General features: G+C 44.8%; 17 protein-coding genes. 11 read left to right on the top strand and 6 right to left on the bottom strand.

Annotated elements, in window-relative coordinates; genetic code table 11:
• From galK to rimI, 11 genes are all read left to right on the top strand, one after another.
• Positions 1 to 1224 (top strand): galactokinase, encoded by a 1224-nt coding sequence (gene galK / locus H5185_RS13025; RefSeq protein WP_182722439.1) that lies wholly within the window; start codon positions 1 to 3, stop codon positions 1222 to 1224.
• A 40-nt stretch (positions 1225 to 1264) separates the two neighbouring features.
• The gene (locus tag H5185_RS13020; RefSeq protein WP_182698652.1) at positions 1265 to 2827 is read left to right on the top strand and encodes a sodium:solute symporter family transporter; all 1563 of its coding nucleotides are present in this window, start codon (positions 1265 to 1267) and stop codon (positions 2825 to 2827) included.
• Between the two features lie 4 nt (positions 2828 to 2831).
• A complete protein-coding gene (gene galE / locus H5185_RS13015) occupies positions 2832 to 3860 on the top strand; it encodes a UDP-glucose 4-epimerase GalE (RefSeq protein ID WP_182742316.1) in 1029 nt (342 codons plus the stop codon).
• Positions 3861 to 3872: 12 nt separating this feature from the next.
• Positions 3873 to 6467, top strand: a complete 2595-nt coding sequence (locus H5185_RS13010) for a hypothetical protein (protein ID WP_182742315.1) — start codon at positions 3873 to 3875, stop codon at positions 6465 to 6467.
• Positions 6468 to 6583: 116 nt separating this feature from the next.
• Complete coding sequence (locus H5185_RS13005; RefSeq protein WP_182742314.1) at positions 6584 to 7873, top strand: MFS transporter; 1290 nt, start codon at positions 6584 to 6586, stop codon at positions 7871 to 7873.
• A gap of 26 nt (positions 7874 to 7899) precedes the next feature.
• The gene (locus H5185_RS13000; RefSeq protein ID WP_182742313.1) at positions 7900 to 8904 is read left to right on the top strand and encodes a LacI family DNA-binding transcriptional regulator; all 1005 of its coding nucleotides are present in this window, start codon (positions 7900 to 7902) and stop codon (positions 8902 to 8904) included.
• 229 nt (positions 8905 to 9133) lie between these two features.
• Positions 9134 to 9424, top strand: a complete 291-nt coding sequence (locus tag H5185_RS12995; RefSeq protein WP_182698657.1) for a DUF2607 family protein — start codon at positions 9134 to 9136, stop codon at positions 9422 to 9424.
• An 85-nt stretch (positions 9425 to 9509) separates the two neighbouring features.
• On the top strand, positions 9510 to 11699 hold the full coding sequence (locus tag H5185_RS12990; RefSeq protein WP_182742312.1) for a TonB-dependent siderophore receptor: 2190 nt from the start codon (positions 9510 to 9512) through the stop codon (positions 11697 to 11699).
• Positions 11689 to 12945, top strand: a complete 1257-nt coding sequence (locus H5185_RS12985; protein WP_182742311.1) for a DUF1624 domain-containing protein — start codon at positions 11689 to 11691, stop codon at positions 12943 to 12945. Before H5185_RS12990 ends, H5185_RS12985 begins: the two co-directional genes overlap by 11 nt.
• Positions 12946 to 13483: 538 nt before the next feature.
• The gene (locus H5185_RS12980) at positions 13484 to 13849 is read left to right on the top strand and encodes a hypothetical protein (RefSeq protein ID WP_124017797.1); all 366 of its coding nucleotides are present in this window, start codon (positions 13484 to 13486) and stop codon (positions 13847 to 13849) included.
• 196 nt (positions 13850 to 14045) lie between these two features.
• On the top strand, positions 14046 to 14501 hold the full coding sequence (gene rimI / locus H5185_RS12975; RefSeq protein ID WP_404948344.1) for a ribosomal protein S18-alanine N-acetyltransferase: 456 nt from the start codon (positions 14046 to 14048) through the stop codon (positions 14499 to 14501).
• Positions 14502 to 14649: 148 nt separating this feature from the next.
• Here rimI and lipA read toward each other — a convergent pair whose 3' ends face one another.
• The 6 genes from lipA to mltB form a co-directional block, all read right to left on the bottom strand.
• The gene (gene lipA / locus H5185_RS12970; RefSeq protein WP_124017799.1) at positions 14650 to 15615 is read right to left on the bottom strand and encodes a lipoyl synthase; all 966 of its coding nucleotides are present in this window, start codon (positions 15613 to 15615) and stop codon (positions 14650 to 14652) included.
• Positions 15615 to 16265 carry a lipoyl(octanoyl) transferase LipB gene (gene lipB, locus H5185_RS12965; RefSeq protein ID WP_182698661.1) on the bottom strand — a complete coding sequence of 217 codons (651 nt, stop codon included), beginning with the start codon at positions 16263 to 16265 and terminating at the stop codon, positions 15615 to 15617. The genes lipA and lipB overlap by 1 nt, the downstream gene beginning before the upstream one ends.
• Before the next feature lie 102 nt (positions 16266 to 16367).
• The gene (gene ybeD / locus H5185_RS12960) at positions 16368 to 16634 is read right to left on the bottom strand and encodes a DUF493 family protein YbeD (RefSeq protein WP_011636177.1); all 267 of its coding nucleotides are present in this window, start codon (positions 16632 to 16634) and stop codon (positions 16368 to 16370) included.
• Positions 16635 to 16788: 154 nt separating this feature from the next.
• Positions 16789 to 17901 carry a serine hydrolase gene (locus H5185_RS12955; RefSeq protein ID WP_235781987.1) on the bottom strand — a complete coding sequence of 371 codons (1113 nt, stop codon included), beginning with the start codon at positions 17899 to 17901 and terminating at the stop codon, positions 16789 to 16791.
• A gap of 251 nt (positions 17902 to 18152) precedes the next feature.
• A complete protein-coding gene (locus tag H5185_RS12950) occupies positions 18153 to 18965 on the bottom strand; it encodes a septal ring lytic transglycosylase RlpA family protein (protein WP_124017801.1) in 813 nt (270 codons plus the stop codon).
• Positions 18955 to 19824: lytic murein transglycosylase B (mltB, locus tag H5185_RS12945; RefSeq protein WP_182742310.1), on the bottom strand; the 870-nt coding region annotated here is incomplete at its 5' end. The genes mltB and H5185_RS12950, both read right to left, overlap by 11 nt.

Below are 19824 nucleotides of genomic sequence, written 5' to 3'. Positions count from 1 at the left end.
ATGAATCAAGATACGTTGAACCTAACCCATAATAGCAATGATGATATCAATGCGATGAGTCAAGCAGTGGCTCAGTCGGACATTATCGCCCTGCTGGAGCAGACATTTGTAGAGCACTTTGGTTATGCTGCGACACAAATTAGCCATGCACCAGGTCGTGTGAATTTGATTGGTGACCATACCGATTATAACGGTGGTTTTGTGTTACCCGCCGCGATTAACTTTGGCACTTGGATGGCAGGTAAAGCAAGAAATGATCGCACTATCAATGTAGTTGCGCTGGATTGTGATGGTGAACGCATTAGTTTTTCCCTCGATGATATCGCTTTTGATAAGGTTTCGTCGTGGAGCAACTATGTCCGCGGCAGTTTGATTGCACTGGCTAAAGCATTACCAGATTTTGGTGGTGCCGATTTAGTGGTCAAAGGTAATGTGCCACGCGGCGCGGGATTAAGTTCATCGGCTTCATTTGAAGTGGTGACCTTAAAGACCATGGCGGCACTGTATGATTTACCTTTATCTGGCGTACAAGCAGCCTTGATGGGGCAGCAAGCCGAAAACGAGTTTGTGGGATGCAACTGCGGCATTATGGATCAGATGATTTCTGCCATGGGTAAACAGCACAACGCTATGTTGCTTGATTGTCGTAGTCTAGACATTCAATACGCTCGTATGCCTGAAGATCTTGCCATCATCATAGTCAATTCCAATGTAAAGCGTGGCTTAGTTGATAGCGAATACAATACTCGCCGTAAACAGTGTGAACAAGCTGCAGCCTTATTAGGTAAAACCTCATTACGTGATGTGACCTTAGCCGAGCTTAATGCCGCAAAAGCGGATCTAGAACCGATACTTTATCGCCGAGCCCACCATGTGATCAGTGAAAGTCTTCGCACCTGTGACATGTTAGCGGCACTTAATCGTCACGATATGGCACAGATCAGCACATTAATGGCTGAGTCACATGATTCTCTGAAAAATGACTTTGAAGTCACCACTTCACAGTTAGATATTCTAGTGTCCTTGTTGGCCGACAAGCTTGGTGAATATGGCGGTGCCCGTATGACTGGTGGCGGTTTCGGCGGTTGTGTAGTGGCACTAACTGAACGTAGCCATGTGGATAACGTGCTTGCCACATTAGCCGAGGACTATCACGCGGCGACAGGGCTTAAGGCCGATGTCTATTTATGCCATGCGGTCGATGGGGCCTTCGTTGCCGTTTAGCGCATTAACATAAGATAAAACAATAATAAGAGTACAGAATATGAAGCTCGCTACACTCGATATCGCCATCATAGCCATTTACGCTATTGGTTTGTTGTTGGTTGCATTATGGATTTCACGCTCAGAGAAAAATCACGAGCGCAATACTGAAGATTACTTCCTCGCCAGTAAAGCTTTACCTTGGTGGGCGATTGGTGCCTCGTTGATTGCCTCGAATATTTCAGCCGAACAGATTATCGGTATGTCAGGTTCAGGTTATGCCATAGGTTTGGCTATTGCCTCCTATGAATGGATGGCGGCCATTACCTTACTATTGGTCGGTAAGTACATGTTGCCTATCTTTTTGAAAAACAAGATTTTCACTATGCCGCAGTACTTAGAGCAGTGCTTCGATAGCCGAGTAAAGACAGTGTTGGCGCTATTCTGGCTTGCGGTGTATGTGTTTGTAAACTTAACCGCTGTGCTGTGGCTCGGTGGTTTGGCGATTCAAACGGTCACGGGAATCGATTGGTTTACAGGCATGATGATGTTGGCCATTTTTTCAACGGCATACTCGCTTTATGGTGGCTTAAAAGCCGTTGCCTACACAGATATCATCCAAGTCGTGTTATTGGTGTTTGGTGGATTGATCTTAAGTTACTTGGCCTTAGATGCTGTATCCGATGGTGCGGGTGTGATAGCCGGTTTTGGTGTGTTGACTGAGAAACTACCTGAGCATTTTGACATGATCTTAAGCAGTGATAATCCGGCTTACATGAGTTTACCCGGCATTTCAGTGCTGGTGGGCGGCATGTGGATCATGAACTTAAGTTATTGGGGCTTTAACCAATACATTATTCAACGCGCATTGGCGGCTAAAGATATCCGTGAAGCGCAAAAAGGCATGGCATTTGCGGCTTACTTAAAGCTAGTGGTACCGGTTATTGTGGTGTTGCCCGGTATCGCCGCTGTTGTTTTATATCCCAATCTTTCTGCGCCCGATCAAGCTTATCCGTCGATGATAGAGCTGATGCCAGTTGGGATTAAGGGGTTAGTGTTTGCGGCGTTAGTGGCGGCAATTGTTTCGTCTTTGGCCTCGATGACTAACAGCATTTCAACCATTTTCACTATGGATATCTATCGTCATCTCAAACCGGCTAAATCACAAACCCATTATGTGTTTGTGGGCCGGGCGGCAACCTTAGTTAGCCTAGTGATTGCGATGATCATGGCGGAGCCGTTACTGGGTAAATTTGACCAAGCCTTCCAATATATTCAGGAATTTACTGGCGTATTTACGCCGGGTATTGTGGTGATTTTCTTAATGGGCATGTTCTGGCGTAAAGCGTCACCGGCAGGCGCCATTGCGGCGGCTTTGGGTTCCGCCGTAGGGTCATTTGTACTTAAGTTTACTTGGCCGACATTGCCTTTTATGGATCGCATGAGCGTGGTGTTCCTTTTGTGTTTAGGACTCGGGGTGTTGGTGTCTTTACTGCGCCCAAGAACGCAGCCAAGTAATACTGTGGATTTAAGCCAAGTGTCTTTTGCGACCACGCCATCCTTTAATCTACACACTGCGATTATCGCGATTATTTTAATCGCGCTGTACACAACTTGGTGGTAACACGATGAAAGTATTAGTGACAGGTGGCGCAGGTTACATAGGTTCGCATACCGTTTTGGCATTATTACAACAGGACCACCAAGTGGTGGTGTTTGATAACTTGTGTAATGCCAGTGAGGTGCCGTTAGCGCGAATTGAAGAGATGACGGGCAAACATATTGAGTTTGTCCGTGGCGATATTCGCGATGAAGCAGCATTAGATGCGGTGTTTGAGGCGCATCAATTTGATGCGGTGATCCATTTTGCCGCGCTTAAAGCGGTTGGCGAATCAACCCAAAAACCGCTGGCTTATTATCAAACCAACGTACACGGCAGTGTGTGTTTGCTTGAGGCCATGCAGCGTCATCAAGTCACTGATTTTATTTTTAGTTCATCGGCGACAGTCTATGGTGAGCTGGCGATCGTGCCTTATCTTGAGTCAATGCCGCTAGGGTCTCCTTCGAGCCCCTATGGTGCGACTAAGGTGATGGTCGAGCGCATTATGGCCGATTATGCGGCCGCTAACCCTGAATTCAGGGGCGTATCCCTACGTTATTTCAATCCTATCGGTGCTCACGAAAGCGGTAACTTAGGCGAAGATCCTAAGGGGATCCCGAATAATTTATTACCTTATTTAGCCCAAGTCGCAGTGGGTCGCCGCGCCCATTTAAGTGTCTTTGGTGGTGATTATCCAACGCAAGATGGCACCTGTTTACGGGATTATCTGCATGTGATGGATTTAGCCGAAGGCCATACGGCGGCGCTTAATTGGTTGGCAGACCATCCATTGCAGCGTGGCATTGAAGCGTTCAACTTAGGAACGGGTCAAGGTGTGTCAGTGCTGGACATTATCGCTGCCTTTGAACAGGCGAGTGGTGTGCCTGTTCCCTATGAGATAGCGCCACGTCGCGCGGGCGATCTCGCTGCATTTTGGGCCAATGCCGATAAAGCCAGCACTGTGCTAGGTTGGCAAGCTAAACGCAATCTCACCCAGATGATGCAGGATACTTGGCGTTGGCAAAGTCAAAATCCTTCGGGCTACAGTGAAGAATAAAAGGAATTGTGCATGAAATTACTCACCAAATTAGCAGCAGTGCTTGCGTTATCACCTTTGTTACCGTTATTGAGCGCGAGTGTTTTTGCGGCTGATGCGAAGGTTGAAGACGGAGTGTTGTACCTAGACGATGGCAGTGAAGTGCGTCACTTTGGCGTGAATTACTCTGCGCCATTTGCCTTTACCTACCGTGCTATGGTTAATAGCGGTGTTGACATGCACGCCGCTATCGATATGGATGTGGCGCATCTTAAGCGTCTTGGGGTGACGGGCTATCGTGTGCATGTCTTCGACAGAGAAGTTTCCGATGTAAAAGGGAATTTAGTCGATAATGTTCATCTAGAACTGCTGGATTATTTACTGAATAAGCTTGCCGCTAATGGTATTCGCGCCATTATTACCCCGATTGCGTGGTGGGGTAATGGTTATCCTGCGCCGGATACTGAGACTCAAGGATTTGCTAATGGCTTTACTAAAGCGCAGATGAATACCGAGCCTAAGGCTATTACGGCAACGCACACTTATCTGAAACAATTCTTTGCTCATAAGAATCGTTACAGTGGTGTGACCTATGGTCAGGATGCCAACATTATTGCCTTTGAATTGTTTAACGAGCCGAGTCACCATGGCGATGTTTATCAGAGTCAAAGCTATATCGATGGTTTAATTAAGGTGAGCCATGACAGTGGCGTAACGAAACCGCTGTTTTATAACATTAGCGAGCAGGGCGACAACCCAGCCTTTGCAAAAGCGGTATGCGATTCTAATATCGATGGAATTGCCTATCAGTGGTATCCGACTGGGCTGGTAAAAATGAGCCGGATTAACAGTAATACTCTGGTCAATGTTGCCCATTACACCAATCCCTTCGCCGATATTGCGGCCTGTAAGACGAAGGCGAAAATGATTTATGAGTTTGATGCCGCAGATATAACTGCCAGTGTCATGTATCCAGCAATGGCACGCAGTTTTCGCGAGGCTGGATTCCAATGGGCGACTCAGTTTGCCTACGATCCGGCAGTCATTGCGGGCAGCAATGCTGATTACAATACCCATTTTCTTAATCTACTTTACACTCCGTCAAAAGCCATCAGCTTTTTGATTGCCGGTGAGGTATTTAGACAAGTTCCTCGCGGTTTTGAGGGCGGTGCTTATCCGCAAAGTAATTACTTTGCTGACGTGAGCTTAGATTATGGCCACGATGTCAGTGTATTAAATCAGCCAGCGCGTTTTTATTACAGTAATAACACAGATGAAAAGCCACAAGCGCCTAAAAAGCTTGAGCATATCGCTGGCGTTGGCAGTTCTGTGATTGTTAACTATGACGGCAATGGTAGCTACTTTTTAGATAAGATCTCTGATGGTTTATGGCAATTAGAAGTGTATCCCGATGCCTTAGTGTTATCTGATCCACATCAGAATTCGAGCTTAAAACGTGAAGCCGTCCGTTTGTATCAAGCCCCGCGACATTTTAATCTGGCTCTGTCGGATTTAGGCCAGCATTATTGGCTGCAAGGTATCAACCAAGGTAATAGCGCTTCGCTACAAGCCAGCAAAGGCACAGTGCAGTTAACGCCTGGCAAGTATTTACTCGCTAAGGATAAATCGTTACTTGCATCAAAGCAGGGCAAGGTTGATGACCATTATTATCTGCCGCCTATGCCGCATCAAACCTTAGGCTTAGTGCACCAGAATGTGCAGGCGCTGAATCAGGGGGATGCGCTCTCCTTTAGCACCAGTGTGATAGACGCAAAAGCGATAGATAAGGTTGAGCTTTATGTGCGCTATCTTGGTGATAGTGAGTTTAAGGTGTATCCGATGCAAGCCCATGGCAGTCTCTATCTCCAAACCCTCACTGATGTCAAAAACTGGCAGCGCACTGGGGCGATTGAATATGCTTTTGTGGTGACTCAAGCTGCTGATCAAACAAGCTTTCCAGGTCATGCTGAGGGAAATCCAAATGAATGGGATTTTGTGAAGCGCAGTGGTGCAGCTTTTTATCAATTTGAGTGGCGTGCTAAAGGCACTCCGGTCAGCTTGTTTAATGCCACGCTCGATAGAGATAACTTAATTTATCCACAAAATGGCCGTAGTGAATGGCGTTTCCAAAGTGGCGTGCGCGATCAAGGACTTGGATTGCAACTTTATCTCCCAAATCTGCTGACATCTGCTACAGGTTCAGAAGCTGATAATATGCTCGTACGTATCTCATCAGCCAAAGATAATGCGCTTTCTCAACATTCCCTGAAGGGATACAATACCGTTCAGCTGCGAATCTATGCAGACCAAGCCAATGAACATGTGTCTGTTGCGCTGTTAAACGAGGATGGACTAGCCTATGGCGCGGTTGTTACATTGCAGGCTGGGTGGCAGTCTATTAGCATACCATTAGCTGATTTATCGCCAATGCCGACGGTATTAACAAAGGCTTATCCCATGTTTATGCCGATGAATTATCCTCATTCTGAACCCTATAGATTCGACGCTGAGGCGCTGGGGAAATTACAAGGTGTGCAGCTGGGGTTTGTGGCAAAGGATTATGAGATAAAGGCGCGGGACAAAGGCCATAATATTGTCTTGTCTGAAATAAATTTAATTAAGAGGTAAGTGCTATATCGATAAGCCGCGCGAGTAAGGGCTACAGGCATCAGCAACAAGATAATTCTGCGAGTGATGCCGTATGCCAAAGCCTAGATTTAGCTCCTAAAAAGTACCTTCAGTGGGTGCTTGGTGCAGGCTTTTTTGCGGCGTTTATCGCCCAGCAAGGGGTTGTGGCGTTAGCCTTACCCTATTATCAAATGCTGCGCGGCTTAGACCCTTTACTCTTAGGCGCTTTGCTGAGTTTACCTATCGTTTGTGGTGCAATGCTTTCGGGACGAATTATGTCGCTGTTGCAGCGACAAGTGTGGACCGAGCGGCGGATAATATTAACCTGTGGTTGGGTAACCGCTTTGTTATTTGGCCTATTGTGGATGGTCCCAGCAGATTGGCCTATGGCTTGGCAGTGGGCTGTCTTAGTGATGTTATGTTTGTGCTATAGCCTATCCATGACAGTACTGATCCTCACCTTGAAGCTATTGGCCTTTCGTTTGGCCTTGATAAGTGATGATGGGCAAGGGATATTTAGTCGTATTACCTTGTTTGAAAAGATTGCCGCGGTGTTGTACTTTTGGTTATTTCCATTAACTCAGTTAACTTTATTTACTGATGCTACTAGTGGTGTGAGAATAATAGGCTGGCTGGTGGGCTTAGGCTTAATCGGCAGTTTATGTACTTTGGTGGCTTGGCAATTCGCCCCTGAGCGAGTGCGATTAGGCGATAGCCGGATGAAAATCGCAACAGATATGGCGCCAACCTTGAGCGTGCATACTCGCCGGCAGGTTAACCAATTACTGTGGATCTCGGCATTGCAGTTTGGCGCTGTGGGGATTTGTATCAGTTTTGACTATTACTTGCTGGTATATTTTATGTCTGCAGGTGACGTGACCGAAGGCTCAATGCTTAAAGGTGCGTTATCGAGTGGCTATGCGATAGCGGGAGCCTTGTATTTACCCATACTCGCCCATGGGGTTAAACAATGGGGTGCTGTGGTAACATTACAAAGAGTACTCGTATTTACGGTTTTTGGCTGTTTACTTAAATGGTATGTGTATACGCCATATGGTTATTGGGCTTTGTGGATTGATGCTGTGATTGGTGCCGCTATTTGGACGGCGATGACCTGTATTATACCCAATATGCTCACTGAACTGGGGCGCGATACAGGTCAAGATATCAGTCCTTATTTAGTCAGTCGTCACCATACAGTGATCAGCATGAGTTTAGTGTTGGCAATGCTAGGGTCTGGTGAGTTACTCAATTTAGTCGGTTTTGATGCCAGTTTAGCGGGCAATCAAACGGATAGTACTTTGTTTGCTATGCGTTTATTATTGTCTTTTGGCAGTTTTATTTTTACCCTTGGTGCCCTAATGATCTTGTCTCGATACAAGGCCGATAGGTTAATTCATTCATAGTACGATTTCCGGTTAAAGGGGATAAATTGGCTACCATAAAAGATGTCGCGAGAGTGGCGGGTGTCTCAATTGCAACTGTATCACGGGTTGTTAACGGCCAGGGCAAGGTTGGCGCCCAGTGTCGTACACGAGTGCAGAAGGTGATAGAGCAACTTAACTATCGCCCAAATTCGAACGCCAAAGCGCTTGTCAAACGCAGTACTAATACGATTGGTATCGTCACGCCGAATTTATCTATGTCTTTTTTTAGTAGTTTGGCCTGCGGCGCAGAACGTGCTGCTCGTGAGCGTGGTTATGGCTTGATTATGCGTAATTCGCTTTATGAGACTCAGTCTGAAATCGATGCGATCGAATCCCTGCGTGACCAAAACTGTGATGCTATTATTCTCCACAGCGAATATTCGGATGAGTCGACTTTAATAGGCCTTACTGAACAAATCCCCGGGCTTGTGATCATCAACCGCTTTATCCCTAAAATTGCCGATCGCTGCGTTTGGCTCGACAATGTAACCAGTGCCCAAGAGGCGACTAACTACTTACTCGACCGCGGCCATCAAGATTTTGCGGTGATCACCAGTATTTACCAAAACCGCGATCCTGCGTCACGCATATTAGGGGTACGCCAAGCTCTGCTGTTGCGGGACATGAAGTTGCCCTTGGATGCCATTGAAGAGTCTACCGCGAATATGGAAGGTGGCGAAGCCGCTGTACAAGCCTTACTCGCAAGAGGCACACCATTCACGGCCATCTTAGCTTATAACGACTTAATGGCGATTGGCGCGATTCATGCGTTATTTGCGGCGGGAATTCGGGTGCCAGAAGATGTCTCTGTGATTGGTTTTGATGACTTATCGATTGCCCGTGCTTGCCGTCCAAGATTGACGACCATGCATTACCCGATTGAGGCAATGGCCAATTATGCTACAGATTTAGCGATTAAGTTAGCGTCAAATGCTACGCCTGAGTCCCGTAATACTCACCTTTTTTTGTCCAACTTAGTCGAGCGAGACTCAGTTGCAGCCTTAGTTTAAACATGTCCTCGCTATCTTGTTGATGGTGGAGTCAGGCTCGAATCCTCGAACACATGGTGGAACGACCTGACTCTATGATGTTCGTGATGAGGTACTTAGAGTGATTTTCCTCCAACAAACTGTCGAATCCCGCTTGTAACATTTAAGCCTGCGACTTAGGTAAATTGGTTTGCAACTTTAGTTGTGTTTAACATACAATCGCCAGCCAAATGAGTTGAGGTAGTATGGTTTGAATAGTGTGATGCAAACAAGACGCACCCTAGCAATATGGCTTGCCGCCATGTTGGTGCTTTTGTCTGTGGCCATTGCTGTTCACAGTATTACTCATGCCAATGAAGATCCTAAGTCTCATTGTTCGCTGTGCTTACATCAGCACCAGTTGCAACATGCGATAACCAGTACGCCCTTTCATTTTCAATTGGCTCAGCAGAGTTATATCTCGGTTGAGTTCCAAGCCATTTCCTTTAAACGACCTTTTAGTCGTTTCTTCAATAGTCGTGCTCCGCCCATAACAGCATAAGTTACTTTTTATTAGATATATCTTAATTAACTTTGAGCGTCTTGGCTTAGCTAAGTCGTCGATGCTGTTTATTTTCGGAGTGAAAATGACCTCTTTTTATATTCCCAAGCGCGCTGCGCTTTTTCTGGGCGCCTTGTTTGTGCTCAATCCTGTTTCAATGCTGCTGGCCGTAGAAGGCCGTCAAGTGAGTGATGCGGCTAGTGCTGTTGATACTGCTACCGACACTGCTCAAGATACAGCTCTTGGCACTGAGATTGAGCGTTTAAGTATCCACTATCGCCAAGCCTATCGTGGCAATGTGTCTGCAACTGAACTTCCGCAAGCGATAAGTGTGTTAGACGAGCAATTGATGAAAGATGCGGGACTGACAAGGTTTCAAGATGTGCTGGATTATTCCGCCAGTGTGGCGCGGCAAAACAATGGTGGCGGTTTGTGGGATAGCTTTTCCCTGCGCGGCTTTCCGGGTAATGAAAACATGCCATCGGGCTATTTAATTAATGGCTTTAATGGTGGCCGAGGTTTTAGTGGTCATAGGGATTTATCAAATGTGGCCTATGTCGAGATCTTAAAAGGTCCTGGTTCGGCGCTTTATGGTCGCTCGGAACCCGGTGGTACAGTCAATATTGTGACTAAGAAACCTCAGTATCAAACCAGTGGTTATTTAAAAGCATCTGCGGGAAGTTTCGATCAATATCGATTAGAGGGGGATGTGACTTCCGGCTTGACCGACAATGTGGCATTTCGGATTAACGGTGCGTGGCAGGAACACGATAGTTTTCGCGATTATGTGTTCAGCGATAAAAAAATCATCACGCCGTCTGTGCGTTGGCAGATTTCTGATAAAGCCTCGTTACTTTATGAAATGGAATATCTCAAGCAAGAACAGCTATTCGATCGCGGCATTATTGTGCTCAACAACGATATCAATACTGTGCCACTCTCACGTTATTTAGGTGAACCTAATGATGGCGCAACTGTGGTCAATGCCACTGGGCACCAGCTAACCTATGACTATCAATTAAATGATGATTGGTCACTCACCGCGGGCTATAACTATCGCGATTCTAGCTTGAAGGGCTTTTCCTCTGATGCTGAGTTAGCAAAGGGGCGCCAATCGCTATTTGATGATGGCCGCATGCTTACCCGGCAGCACAGATACCGAGATTATGCATCCGAGGATAACTCGCTGCGTCTAGAGTTAAGTGGTCATGTGGATACCGGTTTTATTCGCCACAATTTACTGCTCGGTGCTGACGCCTATCACTATGATTTGAAGACGGGACTGTACCGCCACCGAGGCCGAAAAGGTGAATATGCCATTGATATTTTTGAGCCTCAATATGGTGTGATTCAACCCGAGGTCAGTTTGTTGTATGAGAATAATGAAACCCAAAAGGCATGGGGGACTTATCTGCAAGATCAAATGGATTTAACTGAGAAATGGAAGCTGCATTTAGGGCTGAGATTCGACCGTTATCAGCAAGATATCGGTGAAGTTGTCAATGATACATTATCTAAGCAAACTGAAAGTCGAGTTAGCCCAAAAGTGGGTTTAGTATATTTATGGTCTGATGAATTAAGTTTTTATTCTTCCTATTCTGAAGGCTTTTTACCGCTTTCTGGAACCGACTACACGGGTAAGCCTTTCGAAGCTGAAGAGAGTCAGTCGCTTGAGCTAGGAATGAAGTTTAATCTTACTTGGCTAAATGATCTGGCGGTGAATGGCAGCTTGGCGGTGTTCGATGCGCAAAAGAGCAATATTTTGACCTCAGATCCTGTCAATGTTGGCTTTGCAGCCACCTTAGGGGAGGCAAAAAGTAGCGGCGTTGAACTTGATATCGCTGCCGAGTTGACGGACTCTTTACAGGCTAAATTATCCTACGCTTATTTGAATACACGTACCGCAAATGACAGTTTGAATCCAGACTGGGGCGAACTAATTCCTGCAGGCAGTCCTCTGGTCAATGTGCCAAAACATACGGCGAGTTTGCTACTGAAACAGGATCTGAGCGGATTATCTATTGGTGGTCACTTAGGTTTGAGCTGGCGCTATATTGACTCACGCCTTGGTGATTCCGCCGATCCCAGTTTTCAATTACCTGCTTATCAGCTGCTTGGGTTATTTATCAATACGCACCTGAGCGATAATCTAAACCTTGGGGTGAATTTGGATAACGTACTGGATGAGCATTATATCGCCAACAGTTATTCAGCACTTTGGGCTGTACCGGGTGAGCCACGTAGCATTAAGGTGAGTGTCAGTTATGAATTCTAATATCAGTTCGAATCCTTCGTTGTCAGCCAATATTGCGAAACAAGCATCGAGTCCAACGCTTGGCCGAAGCCGTATCAATAGTATCGATATGATGCGCGGTGCAGTGATGTTGATCATGTTGCTCGATCATGCACGGGAGCGGTTTTTCTTTCATATGCAGGTGAGCGATCCTATGGATTTGAGTTCGACCTCTTGGGGGCTTTTTTTGAGTCGCTTTGCCGCCCATTTTTGTGCGCCGGTTTTTGTGTTCTTAACCGGGGTTTCTGCATGGCTTTATGCCAATCGTAGCCATGGCGAGCCACGTTCAGCACGTATGTTTTTGATTAAACGCGGACTGTTTTTAATCGCGCTGGAAATTTTAGTGATTAACTTCTCTAACCTCTCTTGGATGGTCAGCTATTACACCCTCTGGTTACAAGTGATTTGGGTGATTGGTCTGAGTATGCTAGCGCTCGCTGCGCTGATAAAACTGCCTAGACCTTGGATGGCTGTTTTAGGCTTAGCGATTGTTTTTGGCCATAATCTATTGACGCCTATTGGCTTTCAACCCAATGAGTGGGCTTATAGTCTGTGGACCATATTGCACGATCGCGGCTATCTCATCAGCGAAGGTGCGCTTAGGGTTAAGGTGAGTTATCCCGTGCTACCTTGGATTGGGGTGATTTTACTGGGCTATGTGGCTGGGCCAATTTTCAGTCAAAAATCCAATGGTAACCCGCTTGAAGCCTCGCAGCGCCAGCAAACACTGTTGAAGTTAGGAATAAGCTGCTGGGTACTTTTTGCCGTACTACGCGGGTTTAACCTTTATGGTGAAACCTTGCCTTGGCAGGCGGGGTCGAATTTTGGTGAAACCTTAATGTCGGTCGTTAACTTAACTAAATACCCGCCATCGTTAAGCTTTTTACTGGTGACCTTAGGCGGGATGTTTTTCTGCTTAGTCGCGTTTGAGCGGCACTTTGCATCAGACGGGAAAGCTGATGGGAGTTTAGCGCGAGTCGGCCATTGGTTGTCTGTGTTTGGCTCAGTACCGATGTTTTTTTATATCTTGCATTTGTACGTGCTGTTATTGCTTTATACCTTAGCGAAATTCACCTTTGGTGCTAATCATGGTGAATTTTATGGAGTCAATAGTATCGGCTGGGTTTGGTTGATTGCAGCGTTGTTAGCCGTCGGACTCTATTATCCTGTTAAACGGTTTAGCCAGTATAAAAAAAATAGCACTCAGGCTTGGATAAAGTACCTCTAAGCCTAAGTGCTTCTAAACCTGAGTGATGTTGTTTTAAAGGCAAAAGTCGCCAAGCAGTCATGTTTGGCGACTTTTTGTTTGCTTAGCACAATAATCCATTTAGCCAATTATTTTATGAATAAGCTATGCTGTATTCAGGCATTTTTTCATCTAGCTGAATACCTTGGATAAGCAGTTTCGTAGTCGTTTCATCATTGGCTCGATTTACCTGTGAAAACTGTGTGTCTTAAGATACAGGCTGTCGGTCAATGCTTGGTTAAGACTCGCGGTGATTTCACCTCTGTTGGCTTGATAGCTAAGTTAATCATGGCGTCATCCTGCTGTTGTTTTGCTAGAGTGTTCAGTCTAATCTTATGATATTCAATGTGAAATGAGTTAAGTCGATTGGTATTTAAAGGTTATATTCCAGAAATTATCCATCCTATAATCGGCTTGATACCATCTCCTTTAGCCGTGTTGCACTAACAATAACGTGCTAAAACTGCTATTCTAGCGGCATATTGTGAGTCGATAATTTAATTGAATAAAACTGACCCTAATGAATAAATCAGCCTATTTAACTGCCATGAATGTGACCACTTGGCGAGTGCGCGATACTAAGGTAAAACCTTATTTAGTGATTTGGGATGAAAACGGTGAGTTACCTGAAGCTGAGCCGCTTATCGACGCCGTGCTTAAGCTTATCGATGTAAAACGCGAAGAGTGTGACTTTGACTGTGAGCCTCATACGGGTAAACAGATTGTTTGGGATTTACGTCGTCATAAAGTCAGACCACGCACTGCATGGCTTCTATCAGAACCTTTAGCTGATTTATTGGTGGGTTGGCAGGCTAAAAGCGCCCTTTGGCAGCAGATTTACCAATGGCGCGAGCAAGTCAGCGGCCAAGCTAGGGGCAAGTCATAACTCAAATCTCATCAATCAGACTGAACTCAGTTTTTAACAAACCTTTGCTTGTGAACAGATTAATCACACATTTTTGGGAATATATGCTTTGAGCCCCTCTTTAGTAGATAGCCTATCCTCAGCGCAGCTTACCACGCCACTCACTTTAGGTTTGCCTGTGGAGCTTGTCGCGCTGGCACCAATCGATGTTCCTCAAATGGCGCAGCTTGAATCTTTGGCCCATAGCCATCCCATGAGCGCGGGGAACCTTGCCGATTGTTTCGGGCACTTGTACCGGGTTTTAGGTTTAAAGCTGAGTGCTGACTTAGCTCCTAATACTTATGCTGCTGTCAATTCTGATTCAGTCGAAGGCCTTTTGGGGTTTGCGATAGTGCAGCAGATAGTCGATGAAGTGACCTTATTGGATATTTGTCTATTACCGAGCCAGCAGGGCAAAGGCTACGGCAAGTTATTATTGAATGCTGTTATGGCTTCGGCTAAGGCGTCTGGCGCTGTAGTGCTGATGTTAGAAGTGCGAGAGTCCAATCTTGCAGCCCGTACCTTGTATCAAAAGGCAGGCTTTATTGAATCGGGCCGTCGTAAAGGTTATTACCTAATAGAGGGCGGTAAAGAAGACGCGATCTTGATGGATTTAGCGATTACCCAAGAATAAGCTGTGTATTAGCAACCATGTCGTAAAACGATAGCTATGCGAACAATTGTTATAAACAACAGCCATAAAAAAACAGCGCCTAAGCGCTGTTTTTTTTATGGTTAATCCTGGTATCTACATAAGGATTATCTGTATCTAAGCGATAAGGTTATTTAACTTCTTTACCTTGGGCTTGCAGATCGGCATGGTAGCTTGAGCGCACTAATGGGCCACAGGCTGCATGGGTAAAACCTAACTCATCGGCTAAGGCTTTAAGCTGGTCAAACTCTGCTGGCGGTACATAACGTTCAACTGGTAAGTGGAACTTAGAAGGCTGTAAGTATTGGCCCAAAGTCAGCATTTCAACCTTGTGGGCACGCAAGTCGCGCAATACTTCGGCTATTTCTTCGTTAGTTTCACCTAGACCCATCATTAATCCAGACTTAGTCGGAATCGTTGGATGACGCTCTTTAAAGCGTTTTAGTAGATCTAGTGACCACTGATAGTTAGCACCTGGACGTGCTTTGCGGTAATGAGCTGGAGCCGTCTCAAGATTGTGATTAAATACATCAGGAGGCTCTGTCGCTAAAATATCTAACGCCGCATCGATACGACCACGGAAATCAGGAACAAGAGTTTCAATCTTGATTTCAGGGTTTAATAAACGAATTTCGCGAATACAGTCAGCAAAATGCTGGGCACCGCCATCACGTAAATCATCACGGTCAACAGAAGTGATCACCACATATTTTAACTTCATGTCTTTGATCGTTTGAGCTAGTTTTTTAGGCTCATCGGCATCAGCTTTGAGTGGGCGACCATGGGCGACGTCGCAGAATGGACAACGACGAGTACAAATCGCACCCAAAATCATAAAGGTAGCTGTGCCGTGGTTAAAGCATTCTGCCAAGTTTGGGCAAGACGCTTCTTCACACACTGAATGTAATCCATTTTTACGTAATGCCGCTTTGATATCGAGAATACGTTGATTTGATGCAGGTAATTTTACCCGCAACCAATCAGGCTTACGCAGCATCGTTTCGCGCTCTGATGGCACTACTTTTACAGGAATTCGAGCGACTTTATCGGCATCACGTAATTTGACACCTGGTTGTAATCTTTCAGGCCTATTCATTATTCTGCTAATCCTTGATGATGTACAAGTTGTTGGTAGCCCATAATTTGGCTAAAGGTTTGGATTAATTTATCACCAGCTTCAAGCACTGTTTGTGGACCACCCAATGCTTTACATTGCACCATTTCTAAACCGGCATATCCGCAAGGGTTGATGCGCTGGAATGGGGCTAAATCCATGTCGACATTAAGTGCTAAGCCGTGAAAAGAGCAGCCTTTACGAATGCGTAATCCTAAAGAGGCTACTTTTCGTTCTGTGACATAAACACCTGGAGCGTCAGCTTTTGCGTAAGCATTGATATGGTAATGAGCAAGCATATCGACAATGCTCTGCTCTATATTATTCACTAGCTGACGCACACCGAGTTTATTACGTTTTATATCGATAAGTGGATAAACCACTAATTGGCCCGGTCCGTGATAAGTCACTTGACCACCACGGTCTACTTGAATGACCGGAATGTTACCTGGGTTGAGTATATGCTCACTTTTACCTGCCTGACCCTGGGTAAATACCGGCTGATGCTCAACAATCCACAGTTCATCATGGCTATCGCTATCACGAGTGTCAGTATATTCCTGCATTGCATGCCATGTCGATTCATAGTCTTGCATGCCAAGATGGCGAATGTGCAGTGTTTGTGCTTGCAAGGGCAACGTCTCCCCCAGATAAAGGTGTGTGTCCATCAGATCAATGGATTAATAGTTGAGTATCATACGCAAGTTTATTGTTAAAGAAGACTCATTTGGATCTTACAGTACACGTTTTACGCCTTCAATTGCGGCAAGATCAATGTACGCTTTTTCAATATGTTCTTTGCTAGTAACCGTAATACGGATAGTGACTGAATAGTAACTGCCTTTACTCGATGCTTTCACACTCGGAACGTAATCTCCCGGTGCCAGTTGTTGTGCAACGGCAACGACACGATCGGCTAAGGTATCATCCGCATCCCCGATCACTTTGAAAGGGCACGAATTAGGAAATTCCATTACTTGGTCAAACGTTGTATTTAACATTTAGCTTACTCAATTCTGTTTGGTATTACTTATATGGTGGTGATTATACCCGATTCAAGCCTGATAGATCTGAAAAATTAAAGCCGCTGATTAGGCGGCTTTAATTAGCTGATTCACTTATAGATCTATTAATAGAGTGTATAAATTAGTTTAATTACTCGAACCAGCTTGCGAACATTTGTTTGAAGTAATCCATTAATTTACTAACCCAGCTGCCTTCTTGGACTTCATTTAGCGTCACCAGTGGGAACTGAGCAATATCTTTTCCGTCAAGTTGGAAAAAGACACGGCCTACAGTTTCACCTTTGGCAAGCGGTGCTGTTAATGGTTTGGTTAATTCAAAGTTCGCTTGTAAATCTTTTGCTTGACCACGGCTAATGGTGATCGGGGTATCTGTCATCACGCCAAGATCAACGGTTTCTCTATCGCCGTACCAAATTTGTTGAGTGACGAAAGTATCGCCAGCTTTGTAAGGGGTAATGGTTTCAAAGAAACGGAAACCATAATTAAGTAGTTTCTTACTTTCAGCTTTACGCGCAGATTCACTTGATGTGCCCATGACTACGCTGATAAGACGCATACCATCGCTTGTACCAGAGGCAACTAAGTTGTAGCCCGCTCCAGATGTATGACCTGTTTTGATACCATCAACATTTAAGCTTTTATCCCATAATAAGCCATTACGGTTATATTGTTTGATTCCGTTATAGGTAAAAGACTTCTCAGAATACACTTTGTATTCATCAGGCACGTCACGGATTAATGCTGCCCCTAAAAGAGCCATATCATAAGCGGTTGATTTATGATCTTGAGCATCTAAACCATGAGAGTTTTCAAAGTAGCTGTCTTTCATGCCTAACTGTTTGGCCCATGAATTCATTAAATCAACGAATGCGCCTTCTGTTCCAGCAATGTGTTCAGCCATTGCAACACAGGCATCATTGCCTGATTGAATGATGATGCCACGATTTAAGTCGTGTACTTTGACCGTTTTACCCACTTCAATAAACATTTTAGATGAATCAGGGAAGTTCTTTGCCCAAGCATTTTTGGTAATAGCAACATCGTCATCTAATGATACATTGCCAGCTTTAATTTCCTGACCAATCACATAACTGGTCATCATCTTAGTCAAGCTGGCTGGGTTTAAACTTTCGTAGGCATTTTCTTCAGCTATAACTCTGCCAGAATTATAATCCATTAGTACATAGGCTTTAGCCGCAACACTTGGTGCGTCTGGCGTCACCATAGGTGCACGATTTGGCATTGGACGTACATCTGGTTGTGGCGTTGCAGCAAGTGAAGAAAAACAGACAACTGATGCAAAAAGCATAGTTGATAATTGAGCGGTTTTGGATGTCATCATGAAGTTAGCACGTCTCTAGTTAGTCGAAGAAAAGACAAAGATCGATTGGTATAATGATAGATTATACATTAGTAGGCAGTCATTTCGCATTAAGGTTCATTCATCCAATGTAAATGAACCTTAATGTTGTCATTTAGTGCCGTTATTGTGGTTTACGGTACGATAAAGCTTTGTGGATAGCCATCAGCTTGGACACGATCGAGCAACTTATTCGTTAGATGAATTTGCTGTATGGGTCCTAACTGTAATTTATGCATACCATTAACGGATGTTACCCGAGAGGTTACGGCATATTTAGTTTCTAACTGTTTAGCCAACATATTGATGCGAAGTTTATCTTGTGAGGCGGCAACTTGAATAAAATGATTATCGTTATCTTTTAAATCGCTGATAACTCGCTCTTCTGGTGACGGAATGTAAACGGTTTCGATGGCCACCTTTGCCGTTCCTCTTGCCAGCATACCTAAGTGATAAGCCGCCGCATAAGAAAGATCAATCACTCGACCATGATGAAATGGTCCACGATCGTTAACACGGACAATAATTTGCTTATTATTCTCTAAGTTAGTCACTTTAACATAACTCGGTAAGGGCAAGTTTTTATGTGCTGCAGACATGGTATACATATCATAGGTTTCACCATTTGACGTTAAATGGCCATGAAACTTTGAACCATACCATGAGGCATTACCTTGTTCTTTAAAGCCCTTGCCACTGTCGAGCACTTGATAGCTTTTACCTAATACAGTGTAGTTTCGATTGCCTTGTCTGCTGTAAGGTTCGTATTTAGGCTGGGCATTTTTCACCAAGCTAACGTCAGGTGCGTCATCAGGATAACGGTCATTCGCCATTTGATAACGGCTTTTTTTACCTGAAGTGGTTTTCCCTGCCTCATTTGATGAGCAGCCTAACAGTAATAGACTGCTTAGTATCATTAGCAGGATGAAACGGCAATTAAAGTCCATGTTGATTTACCGATTTGTAATGTGCATTAAGTTGTTGGCTGAATTGATATACCGCCATGGCATAAAGTGGGCTTCTGTTATATCGGGTAATGACATAAAAGTTTTTCAGTCCTAGCCAATACTCTGCTTTATCAGGTTGATCTAATTTGATTAATAAGGCTTTTTGAGAAGCATCCAAATCTTGGTTATCGGCTAAACTTAATGTCGGGCTAAGAATATCCGCTACCTTGTAGTGCAGTTTTTCTTTAGTCCAAACATTAGCCTTGGGCGCTGTGTTTGAGGTGTGATTGAGCAATAGCGCCACAGGTTGGCCTTTTTGCCAACCGTGTTGATGAAAATAGTTCGCTACACTGCCAATGGCATCGGCTTTACTGGTTAATAAATCTCGGCGACCGTCACCGTCAAAGTCGACAGCATAATGGCGATAACTTGAAGGGATAAATTGACCATAACCCATAGCGCCAGCATATGAACCTTTTAAGGTGCTGTTATCAAGCTTTTCTTCTTTGATTAGTGCCATTAAATTTGCGTATTCACTGCGAAAAAATGTAGCTCTTGGTGGATAATAAAAACCTAAAGTATAGAGTGCATCTTGTACACGATAGTTACCCATATAGCCGCCATAAAAGGTTTCGATACCGATAATGGCAACAATAATTTGCGGGTCAACGTTAAATTTTTCAGCAGCTTGGCTAATAACCACCTGGTTTTCTTGCCAGAATGCTAAGCCTTTTTCAAGGCGCTTGTCGGTAAGAAAAATAGGATAATATTGGTGCCAAGGTTTGGCTTCCCAAGGTTTAGTCGTGGCATCTATGATGCTCTGGTCGAAGGTGGACGTCGATAGGAAATGTTCTACATC

The sequence above is a fragment of the Shewanella sp. SG44-6 genome, from assembly GCF_014164185.1.
GTDB classification, from domain to species: Bacteria; Pseudomonadota; Gammaproteobacteria; order Enterobacterales; family Shewanellaceae; genus Shewanella; species Shewanella vesiculosa.
The sequence above is the reverse complement of the archived record's forward strand: the minus strand, read 5'-3'. Positions and strand labels throughout refer to the sequence as shown.

Excerpts from the sequence above, each read along its gene's own strand:
- H5185_RS12990 (WP_182742312.1), top strand. The coding sequence starts at position 9,510 with ATGACCTCTTTTTATATTCCCAAGCGCGCTGCGCTTTTTCTGGGCGCC.
- ybeD (WP_011636177.1), bottom strand. The coding sequence starts at position 16,634 with ATGTTAAATACAACGTTTGACCAAGTAATGGAATTTCCTAATTCGTGC.
- galE (WP_182742316.1), top strand. The coding sequence starts at position 2,832 with ATGAAAGTATTAGTGACAGGTGGCGCAGGTTACATAGGTTCGCATACC.
- H5185_RS12980 (WP_124017797.1), top strand. The coding sequence starts at position 13,484 with ATGAATAAATCAGCCTATTTAACTGCCATGAATGTGACCACTTGGCGA.
- H5185_RS12955 (WP_235781987.1), bottom strand. The coding sequence starts at position 17,901 with ATGCCAAATCGTGCACCTATGGTGACGCCAGACGCACCAAGTGTTGCG.
- galK (WP_182722439.1), top strand. The coding sequence starts at position 1 with ATGAATCAAGATACGTTGAACCTAACCCATAATAGCAATGATGATATC.
- H5185_RS12985 (WP_182742311.1), top strand. The coding sequence starts at position 11,689 with ATGAATTCTAATATCAGTTCGAATCCTTCGTTGTCAGCCAATATTGCG.
- rimI (WP_404948344.1), top strand. The coding sequence starts at position 14,046 with ATGGCGCAGCTTGAATCTTTGGCCCATAGCCATCCCATGAGCGCGGGG.
- H5185_RS12950 (WP_124017801.1), bottom strand. The coding sequence starts at position 18,965 with ATGGACTTTAATTGCCGTTTCATCCTGCTAATGATACTAAGCAGTCTA.
- H5185_RS13020 (WP_182698652.1), top strand. The coding sequence starts at position 1,265 with ATGAAGCTCGCTACACTCGATATCGCCATCATAGCCATTTACGCTATT.
- lipA (WP_124017799.1), bottom strand. The coding sequence starts at position 15,615 with ATGAATAGGCCTGAAAGATTACAACCAGGTGTCAAATTACGTGATGCC.
- H5185_RS13010 (WP_182742315.1), top strand. The coding sequence starts at position 3,873 with ATGAAATTACTCACCAAATTAGCAGCAGTGCTTGCGTTATCACCTTTG.